Here is a 9,123-nt window from a genome sequence, read left to right on the forward strand (position 1 = left end):
CAGCCGAAGCGTCAGTGTTGTCCGCAGCGAGACTGAACGAACCGCATGGTTTTCAAAGCGCCTTTGCTTTGGTTACTTTCATTTGGCAAGACAAATGAAAGTGACTCGCCCGCCGGGGCGAAATCCCGGCAGCAGCCTCACGCAGTGAAGAGACAGAGGTCAGATCTCGACCTTCGAGCCGAGCTCGACCACCCGGTTCGTTGGCAGCGACAAGAAGTCCGCCGCCGCCGCCGCATTCCGGTGCATCCCCGCAAAGAGCTTCTCGCGCCAGCTCGCCATGCCGCTCCCAAACGTCGGGATCACGATGTCGCGCGACAGGAAATACGAGGTCTCCATGTCGTCCATCTGGCAGCCTCGCGTGCGCAAGAAGTTCAGCGCCTCCGGCACGTCCGGCTCGTTCTTGAAGCCGAAGTGCACCGTCACCTGCCAGCAGTCGCGGCCCAGCGGCTCCATCTCGCAACGCTTCTCGAAACCGATCCACGGCACCTCGTGCAGCTTCACCGTCACGAACAGGTTGGTCTCGTGCAGCACCTTGTTGTGCTTCAGGTTGTGCAACAACGCATTCGGCGTCAGCCCCTGCTCGCTCACCAGGAACACCGCCGTGCCGGCCACCCGCGTCGGCGGACTCACGAACACCGCGTCGAGAAAACTCTTCAGGTCGATCGCGTCCTCGCGCAGGCGCTCGGCCATCAGCCGGCGACCCTGCTTCCAGGTCATCATGATCATGAACATCACGCCACCGATCACCACCGGGAACCAGCCGCCGTCGAACACCTTGATGACGTTCGCGCTGAAATAGGTGAAGTCGACCAGAAAGAAGAAGCCGGTCGCCGCCATGCTCAGCGGCCACGGGTACTTCCAGCCGTAACGGATCACGAAGAAGGTCATCGTGGTCGTGATCAGCATGTCGATCGTCACCGCAATGCCATACGCCGCCGCCAGCTTGCTGCTCGAGCCGAAGGTCACGACCGCCAGCACGATGCAGGCATACAGCCCCCAGTTGACGAACGGCACATACACCTGCCCCGTCTCCCGCACCGAGGTGTGCAGGATGCGCAGCCGCGGCAGGTAGCCGAGCTGCATCGCCTGCTTCGTCACCGAGAACGCCGCCGTGATCAACGCCTGCGACGCGATCACCGCCGCCAGCGTCGCCAGGCCGATCAGCGGGTACACCGCCCAGGGCGGCGCCATCTCGTAGAACGGGTTCTTCACGTTCTCCGGGTGCGCCAGCAACATCGCGCCCTGCCCGAAATAATTCAGCACCAGCGCCGGCATCGCGAGGCTGAACCACGCGAGACGGATCGGGCGCTTGCCGAAATGGCCCATGTCGGCATACAAGGCCTCGGCACCCGTCACGCACAACACGATCGAGCCGAGCGCGATGAACGCGATCGCCGGATGGCCCAGCAGGAAATCCAGCGCGTAATGCGGGCTCAGCGCCGCCAGCACGGCCGGGTTCGTCACGATCTGCGACAGCCCGAGCACCGCCAGCACCGCGAACCACAGCACCATCACCGGGCCGAACAGCTTGCCCACCGTCGCGGTGCCATGGCGCTGCACCAGGAACAGCAGCGTCAGCACCACCAGCGACAAGGGCACGATGTAGTGGTGCAGCCCGGGCGCCGCGACCTCCAGGCCCTCGATCGCGCCCAGCACCGTGATGGCCGGCGTGATCACGCCATCGCCGAAGAAGATCGCCGTGCCGAAGATGCCGACCATCAGCAGCCGCCTGCGCAGCACCGGCCGGTCCTTCACCGCCTGCGACGCCAGCGCGAGCATCGCGATCAACCCGCCTTCACCGTTGTTGTCGGCCCGCAGGATCAGCACCACGTACTTCACCGAGACCACCACCGTCAGCGTCCAGAACACCAGCGACAGCACGCCGTAGATGTTCTGCGGCGTCAACGGCACGTGACCGTGGGCGAAGACTTCCTTGAGTGCGTAGAGGGGGCTGGTGCCGATGTCGCCGTAGACGACGCCAAGGGCGCCCAGCGTCAGGGCGGCCAGGCTGGAGCTGGGACGATGCTGATTCACGTTCCACCGCGCCCGCCGAAGGGGCACGGCTCAATCCAAAGGACGGCCATTGTGCGCCCGTGGATACGCCCGGAAACAGATCGCCCGCCCCCACCCCCAAGGTGTCGGGGGTTGATGTTGCACTGCAGCAACGAGTGGTGTAGGGCCGAGCGCCGGGCCGCCCCAAGCCGGCCCGCATCCCCCCGGGGGATCGGCCGACGTACCCGTCGACCGAGGGGCTCCATCTACTCGTAGACCTCGGCGTCGGGGTCGGTCGCTTCCATTTCGTAGCTGGCCGCGAGCATGGCCAAGCGAGCGATCACTCCGTACATGTAGAAGCGATTCGGTGCACTGGCACCCGGCTTGACGCCCGGCTTGGGCAGCTGGTTCGACTCGGCGAAGGCCAGCGGCACGAAGCTCGCCCCGGGGGAATTCAGGTTCTCGTCGATGCCGCGCTCGGCGTTGACGCGGTAGAAGCCGCCAACCACGTAGCGGTCGATCATGTAGACGACCGGCTCGGCGACAGCGTCATTGACGCGCTCGTAGGTCGGCACGCCTTCCTGCAGGATGACCTCGCTGACCTCCTGGCCGTCCTTGATCACGCTCATCTTGTTGCGTGCCTTGCGGTTCAGGTCGACCAGGTCCTTCGGGTCGCGCACCGTCATGATCCCCATGCCGTAGGTGCCGGCATCGGCCTTCACGATGATGAACGGCTTCTCCTGGATGCCGTATTCCTTGTACTTGCGGCGGATCTTGCCCAGCAGCGCCTCGGCATTGCTCGCCAGGCATTCGGCGCCGGTGCCGTCGCTGAAATTGACCTCGCCGCAGCGGGCGAACATCGGGTTGATCAGCCACGGGTCCATGCCCAGCAGCTTGGCGAACTTCTTCGCGACCTCTTCATAGGCCTGGAAGTGGTTGGTCTTGCGGCGCACCGCCCAGCCGGCGTGCAGCGGCGGCAGCAGGTACTGCTCGTGCAGGTTCTCCAGCACCTTCGGGATGCCGGCCGACAGGTCGTTGTTCAGCAGGATCGTGCAGGGATCGAAATCCTTCAGCCCGAGGCGCCCGCGCGTGCGCAGCAGCGGCTCGACGGTCAGCGCGCTGCCGTCGGGCAGGTCGATCTGCGTCGGCGCCTTGATGGTGTCGTCCAGCGTGCCCAGGCGCACGTTCAGCCCGGCCTGGTGGAAGATCTGCATCAGGCGCGCCACGTTCATCAGGTAGAACGTGTTGCGGGTGTGCTTCTCGGGGATCAGCAGCAGGTTCTTGGCCTCGGGGCAGATCTTCTCGATCGCCGCCATCGCCGCCTGCACCGCCAGCGGCAGCATCTCGGGCGTCAGGTTGTTGAAGCCGCCCGGAAACAGGTTGGTGTCGACCGGCGCCAGCTTGAAGCCGGCATTGCGCACGTCGACCGAGGTGTAGAACGGCGGCGTGTGCTCCATCCATTCGAGGCGGAACCAGCGCTCGATGGCCGGCAGCGATTCGAGGATGCGCTGCTCCAGTTCGTTGATCGGGCCGGTGAGTGCAGTGATGAGATGGGGAACCATAAGAGCCCGTTGAACGCCTGGGGATCGCGGATTCTAGGCATCTGGGGTCGCCGCCGTCGATGGCAAGTGCGGAGGCCCCGGCCGGTGTGCGCCATGCGTCACGGCCGGCAGGGGCCCCCGGGCCGAAAAGGAAAAGGCCGCCCGGAGGCGGCCTTCCCTGTGTCCCGCGCGGACCGAAGTCCGCGCCTCTTCCCAAAATTACTGGTGATAAGCCGTCTCGCCGTGTGCCGAGATGTCCAGGCCTTCGCGTTCCTCTTCTTCCGTCACGCGCAGGCCGACCACCAGGTCAACGATCTTGAACGCCACCACCGAGACCACGCCCGACCAGACGACGGTCACGAGCACGGCCTTCAGCTGGATCCACACCTGGGCGCCGATGCCGTTGGAGGTGACCGAGGCCGTGACCCAGTCGCCGACCAGGCCGGGGCCGCCGAGCGATTGCGTGTTGAACACGCCCGTCAGCAGCGCGCCGACGATGCCGCCGACGCCGTGCACGCCGAACACGTCCAGCGAGTCGTCGGCACCGAGCAGCTTCTTCAGCGCGTTGACGCCCCACAGGCAGGCGAAACCGGCGACGAAGCCGATCACGATCGCGCCCATCAGGCCGACATTGCCGGCCGCCGGCGTGATCGCCACCAGGCCTGCCACCGCACCGGAAGCCGCACCCAGCATCGAGGCCTTGCCCCGCATCAGCGCTTCACCGATCGACCACGCGAGCACCGCGGCCGAGGTGGCCGTGAAGGTGTTCATGAAGGCGAGCACGGCGCTGTTGCCGGCTTCGAGCGCCGAACCGGCGTTGAAGCCGAACCAGCCCACCCACAGCAGCGAGGCACCGACCATCGTGAGCGTCAGCGAGTGCGGCGTGAACGCTTCCTTGCCGTAGCCGACGCGCTTGCCGACCATGTACGCACCCACCAGGCCCGCGACGGCGGCGTTGATGTGCACCACCGTGCCGCCCGCGAAGTCGAGCGCGCCCCATTGCCACAGCAGGCCGGCCTTCGAGTTCATCTCGTCGACGACGCCCGCGGCGCTGTACGCATCCGGGCCCATCCAGAACCAGACCATGTGCGCGATCGGCGCGTAGCTGAAGGTGAACCACAGCGCCATGAACAGCAGCACGGCCGAGAACTTGATGCGCTCGGCGAACGCGCCGACGATCAGGCAGCAGGTGATGCCGGCGAAGGTCGCCTGGAAGGCCGCGAACAGCAGCTCGGGGATGTAGACACCCTTGCTGAAGGTCGCGCCCATCGCGAACACGCCGGTGGCCGGATCGAAGATGCCCTTCATGAACAGCCGGTCGAGGCCGCCGACGAACTTGTTGCCTTCGGTGAAGGCCAGGCTGTAGCCGTAGATGGTCCACAGCACGACGATCAGCGAGAAGGTGACCATCACCTGCATCAGCACCGACAGCATGTTCTTGCTGCGGACCAGGCCGCCGTAGAACAGCGCCAGGCCCGGCACCGTCATCATGATCACGAGCAGCGTCGCGACGATCATCCAGGCGACGTCGCCCTTGTTGGCGACCGGCACGGCAGGCGCCGATGCGGCCGTTGCAGCGGACGCTGCGGCAGCCGGCGCGGAGGCCGCGTCAACCGCGGCCGCGGGCGCCGCGGCCGAAGCCGTGGCGGCGGGCGCGGAGGCCGCGTCCTGCGCCAGCGAGACGCCGGCGAAGCCCCAGGCAGCGAAGCCCAGGGCGAGTGTGGCAATGAGTTTCTTCATGGTTGTCTCTGTTGTAGTGTGCTCAGAGGGCGTCCTTGCCGGTCTCGCCGGTGCGGATGCGCACCACCTGCTCGAGGGGCGACACGAAAATCTTGCCGTCGCCGATCTTGCCGGTGCGGGCCGCGCCTTCGATGGCTTCGATCACGCGGTCGATCAGGCCGTCGTCGACGGCGGCCTCGATCTTGACCTTCGGCAGGAAGTCGACCACGTACTCCGCGCCGCGGTACAGCTCGGTGTGGCCCTTCTGGCGGCCGAAGCCCTTGACCTCGGTCACCGTGATGCCCTGGACGCCGATGGCGCTCAAGGCTTCACGCACTTCGTCGAGCTTGAAGGGCTTGACGATGGCAGTCACCATCTTCATGGAATGCTCCTGTTGGCAATGAATGGGTGGGGCTCGCGCAGGCGCGGGCTCACATCGACTTGGTGATCGTCAGGATGGCGCGCGCCTTGTTGATGTCGCCATAGAAGTCCTTCTTGGTCGCGCCGACGATCGCCGCGCCCGCCGAGAAGCCCGATCCGAGGTCCATCGTCGCGCCGAACTTGTAGTCGGCGTAGTTCTCGTAGCCGACGTCCTTCAGTTCACTCGACAGGCGCGTGAAGCCCATGTGGGCGTTCAGCGTCACGCCCTTGGCGACCTCGAAGTTGCCCGACAGGTCGAGGTAGCCGGTGTTGCGGCCCTTGGGTGCCGGCTGGCCCAGCAGCAGGCCGGCCGATTCGCCGAGGCCGAAGTAGTCCTTCGACACCGTGGTCGAGTACTTCAGCGACACCGGGCCGTAGCTCAGTGCGCCATAGAGCTCGGTGGTGTTGAAGTCGACGACCTTGTCCTTCTGCGAGTAGTAGTACTGCAGCACGCCGACATCGAAGCCGATGTCCTTCGCGATCTCGCCCTTGTAGCCGCCGTAGAAGTCCATCTCGATGCCGGAATTGGTGAACCCGATGCTCGAGTTCCAGTTGCCGACGTAGAAGCCGCTGTTCGCGTAGTCGAAGCCGCCCTGCACGGCCGGCTTGTTGTTGCCCTGGTCCTGGCCACGGTACTTGTAGTTCGTGGTCAGGCTGAAGTTGGTGGCCACGGCCGGCGCGGCGTCTTCGGCATGGACCGACACGGCGAACAGCGATGCCAGGGCCGAAAGGATCACGATCTTCTTCATGCAGATTTCTCCAGGCGTTTGAAACTGAGGGGGCCGGGGCCTCTGTGCAGCTTTTGTGCCATGGACTTTTTGGGGCGTGCGCGCCCCATCGGGGCTCATTCGGCAGCTTTCACGAGGCTGCGCTGCGGAAAACGCACCTCCGCGGTGCCGATTGACACAGCATGCACCCGATTGCCCGCTTCTGGTGCAATTCAGTGGCCGGGCCGGCGACCGGTACAGATGCCCCGTGTCGGAGGATCCCCTCCCTGGGCAGAATCGCGCCCCTCTCATCTGCGAAGCGGGGAAAGCGCATGACATTGGCCGTCGTCCACAGCCGGGCCCTCGATGGCCTGGCGGCACCCGAGGTCACCGTCGAGGTGCACCTGGCCAACGGCCTGCCGAACTTCACGCTGGTCGGGCTGGCCGACACCGAGGTGAAAGAGGCGCGCGAGCGGGTGCGCGCCGCGCTGCAGAACAGCGGCCTGGCCTTCCCGCACAACAAGCGCATCACCGTGAACCTGGCGCCGGCCGACCTGCCGAAGGAGTCGGGCCGCTTCGACCTGCCGATCGCGCTGGGCATCGTCGCGGCGCAGGGCGGGCTGGACCTGCAACGCCTCGCGCGCTTCGAGTTCGCCGGCGAGTTGTCGCTGGCCGGTGACCTGCGGCCGGTGCGCGGCGCGCTGGCAATGGCGCTCGCGCTGCAGACGCAGAGCACACCGGCACGCGCGCTGGTGCTGCCGGCCGCGAATGCCGAAGAGGCCGCGCTGGTGGCCGGCATCGAGATCCACGGCGCGAAGCACCTGCTCGAGCTGGTGCAGGCGCTGCGCCCGGACGACCCCGACGACCCCACGCCGCGCGAGCCGCTGCCGCGCGCACTGCCACCGCGCCCCGGCACGCCGGCGGCGCTGCCCGACCTGCGCGACGTGAAGGGCCAGAGCGGCGCGAAGCGTGCGCTCGAGATCGCCGCGATCGGCGGCCACAGCCTGCTGATGGTCGGCCCGCCGGGCACCGGCAAGTCGATGCTGGCGCAGCGCTTCGCCGGGCTGCTGCCGCCGCTGACGGCACAGGAGGCGCTCGAGTCGGCCGCGGTGCTCAGCATCAGCGGCAGCTTCCGCGCCGAGCGCTGGCGGCAGCGGGTGCTGCGCAGCCCGCACCACGGTGCGTCGGCGGTGGCGCTGGTGGGCGGCGGGTCGCCGCCGCGGCCGGGCGAGATCTCGCTCGCGCACCACGGCGTGCTGTTCCTCGACGAGCTGCCCGAGTTCCCGCGCGCCGCGCTCGAGGCGCTGCGCGAGCCGATGGAGACCGGCCGCATCACGATCTCGCGCGCGGCGCGGCAGGCCGACTTCCCGGCCCAGTTCCAGCTGATCGCGGCGATGAACCCGTGCCCCTGCGGCCACCTGGGCAACCCGCAGCGCGCGTGCCGCTGCTCGCCCGACCTGGTGCTGCGCTACCAGGCCCGCATCAGCGGCCCGCTGCTCGACCGCATCGACCTGCAGGTCGAGGTGCCTGCATTGCCCGCCGACGCCCTGGCCACCGCGCCCGATGGTGAGCCGAGCAGGCAGATCTGCGGGCGCGTCCAGGCCGCGCAGCAGCGTGCGCTGGCACGCCAGGGCTGCCGCAACGCGCAGCTGGCCGGCGATGCGCTCGACCTGCATTGCGCGCTCGACACGGCCGGCGCGGCCTTCCTGCGCGCGGTGTCGACCCGGCTCGGCTGGTCGGCGCGCAGCTTTCACCGCGTGCTGCGGGTGGCGCGCAGCATCGCCGACTCGGCAGGCCGCGAGGCCATCGAGAACGCCGACCTCGCCGAGGCCATCCAGTACCGGCGCGCGTTGTCGCCCGGGTGACGGCGCGCCTGAAGCGTGACGGCGCCGACGGCGAAGGACAAGCTTCTTTACCGTGACGCGACAGCGCCGAGACGCAGCACGCGGGGGGCCGTCTTAGCATCGCGGCCCGCATCCGTCGCCCGAGGCCCCATGACCCCGCCGAACCCCCTGAAGTGCGCCGTGTTCGCGCTCGGCGCCGCGTGCGCGCTCTCGATCGGCGTGGCACCGGCCCGTGCGGCACGCGCCGAGCCGAGCGCGACGCTGAACTTCCCCGACACCGACGTGGAGTCCGCGGCGCGCGCGATGGCCGCCATCCTGGGCCGTCCGATCTTCGTCGACCCGCGCGTCAAGGGAAAGCTGTCGCTCTACACCGAGCAGGGCGTGACGCCCGCGCAGGCGTACCAGATCTTCGTGGCCGCGCTGCGCGGGCTCGGGTCCGCGGTGGTCGAGTCGCGCGGCCTGCTGAAGGTGGTGCCCGAGGCCGAGGCCAAGCTGCAGACCGGCGTGGCCGGCGCAGGGCCGGCGCGTGCGCGCGGCGACCAGGTGGTCACGCAGGTGATCCCGCTGGTGCACGAGAACGCCAGCAACCTGGTGCCGGTGCTGCGCCCGCTGATCGCGCCGAACAACACCATCACGGCCAATGCCGGCAACAACACGCTGGTGATCACCGACTATGCCGAGAACCTGGAGCGGCTGCAGACCCTGATCGCCGCGCTCGACACGCCGAGCGCCACCGACGTGGAGGTCATCCCGGTGCACAACGCGATCGCCTCCGACCTGGCCGCGACGGTGCTGCGCATGACGGACAGCGCGGGCCTGGCGGCGGCTGCGCCGGCAGCGGGCGCCAGCGCGGCGGCGACCTCCATCGTCGCCGACCCGCGCCTGAACGCGCTGCTGGTG

The 9,123-nt window shown here is 67.9% G+C and carries 7 protein-coding genes; 2 read left to right on the forward strand and 5 right to left on the reverse strand.

From position 1 onward, the window contains the following. Positions 1 to 159 precede the first annotated feature (159 nt). The 5 genes from AC1D1T_RS26765 to AC1D1T_RS26785 all read right to left on the reverse strand — a co-directional run bounded on the left by AC1D1T_RS26765 (position 160) and on the right by AC1D1T_RS26785 (position 6,421). On the reverse strand, positions 160 to 2,034 hold the full coding sequence (locus AC1D1T_RS26765; RefSeq protein ID WP_047509794.1) for a potassium transporter Kup: 1,875 nt from the start codon (positions 2,032 to 2,034) through the stop codon (positions 160 to 162). 224 nt (positions 2,035 to 2,258) lie between these two features. Next, a complete protein-coding gene (gene gshA, locus AC1D1T_RS26770) occupies positions 2,259 to 3,554 on the reverse strand; it encodes a glutamate--cysteine ligase (RefSeq protein WP_047509792.1) in 1,296 nt (431 codons plus the stop codon). 198 nt (positions 3,555 to 3,752) lie between these two features. Continuing rightward, entirely contained in the window at positions 3,753 to 5,273 is a 1,521-nt protein-coding gene (locus AC1D1T_RS26775; protein ID WP_477992825.1) for an ammonium transporter, read from the reverse strand. 22 nt (positions 5,274 to 5,295) lie between these two features. Further along, complete coding sequence (locus AC1D1T_RS26780) at positions 5,296 to 5,634, reverse strand: P-II family nitrogen regulator (RefSeq protein WP_047509787.1); 339 nt, start codon at positions 5,632 to 5,634, stop codon at positions 5,296 to 5,298. Positions 5,635 to 5,683: 49 nt separating this feature from the next. Beyond that, complete coding sequence (locus AC1D1T_RS26785; RefSeq protein WP_047509783.1) at positions 5,684 to 6,421, reverse strand: TorF family putative porin; 738 nt, start codon at positions 6,419 to 6,421, stop codon at positions 5,684 to 5,686. 290 nt (positions 6,422 to 6,711) lie between these two features. On the opposite strand from AC1D1T_RS26785, the gene AC1D1T_RS26790 reads away from it, so the two are divergent. Then, the gene (locus tag AC1D1T_RS26790; RefSeq protein WP_477827378.1) at positions 6,712 to 8,244 is read left to right on the forward strand and encodes a YifB family Mg chelatase-like AAA ATPase; all 1,533 of its coding nucleotides are present in this window, start codon (positions 6,712 to 6,714) and stop codon (positions 8,242 to 8,244) included. Positions 8,245 to 8,373: 129 nt separating this feature from the next. After that, on the forward strand, positions 8,374 to 9,123 hold a 750-nt coding region (locus AC1D1T_RS26795), incomplete at its 3' end, for a secretin N-terminal domain-containing protein (protein WP_477992826.1).

It is taken from the genome of Rhizobacter sp. P2_H3, from assembly GCF_056403355.1.

Coding starts and splice junctions, on each gene's coding strand:
- gshA (WP_047509792.1), bottom strand. CDS start 3,554: ATGGTTCCCCATCTCATCACTGCACTCACCGGCCCGATCAACGAACTG.
- AC1D1T_RS26775 (WP_477992825.1), bottom strand. CDS start 5,273: ATGAAGAAACTCATTGCCACACTCGCCCTGGGCTTCGCTGCCTGGGGC.
- AC1D1T_RS26780 (WP_047509787.1), bottom strand. CDS start 5,634: ATGAAGATGGTGACTGCCATCGTCAAGCCCTTCAAGCTCGACGAAGTG.
- AC1D1T_RS26785 (WP_047509783.1), bottom strand. CDS start 6,421: ATGAAGAAGATCGTGATCCTTTCGGCCCTGGCATCGCTGTTCGCCGTG.
- AC1D1T_RS26790 (WP_477827378.1), top strand. CDS start 6,712: ATGACATTGGCCGTCGTCCACAGCCGGGCCCTCGATGGCCTGGCGGCA.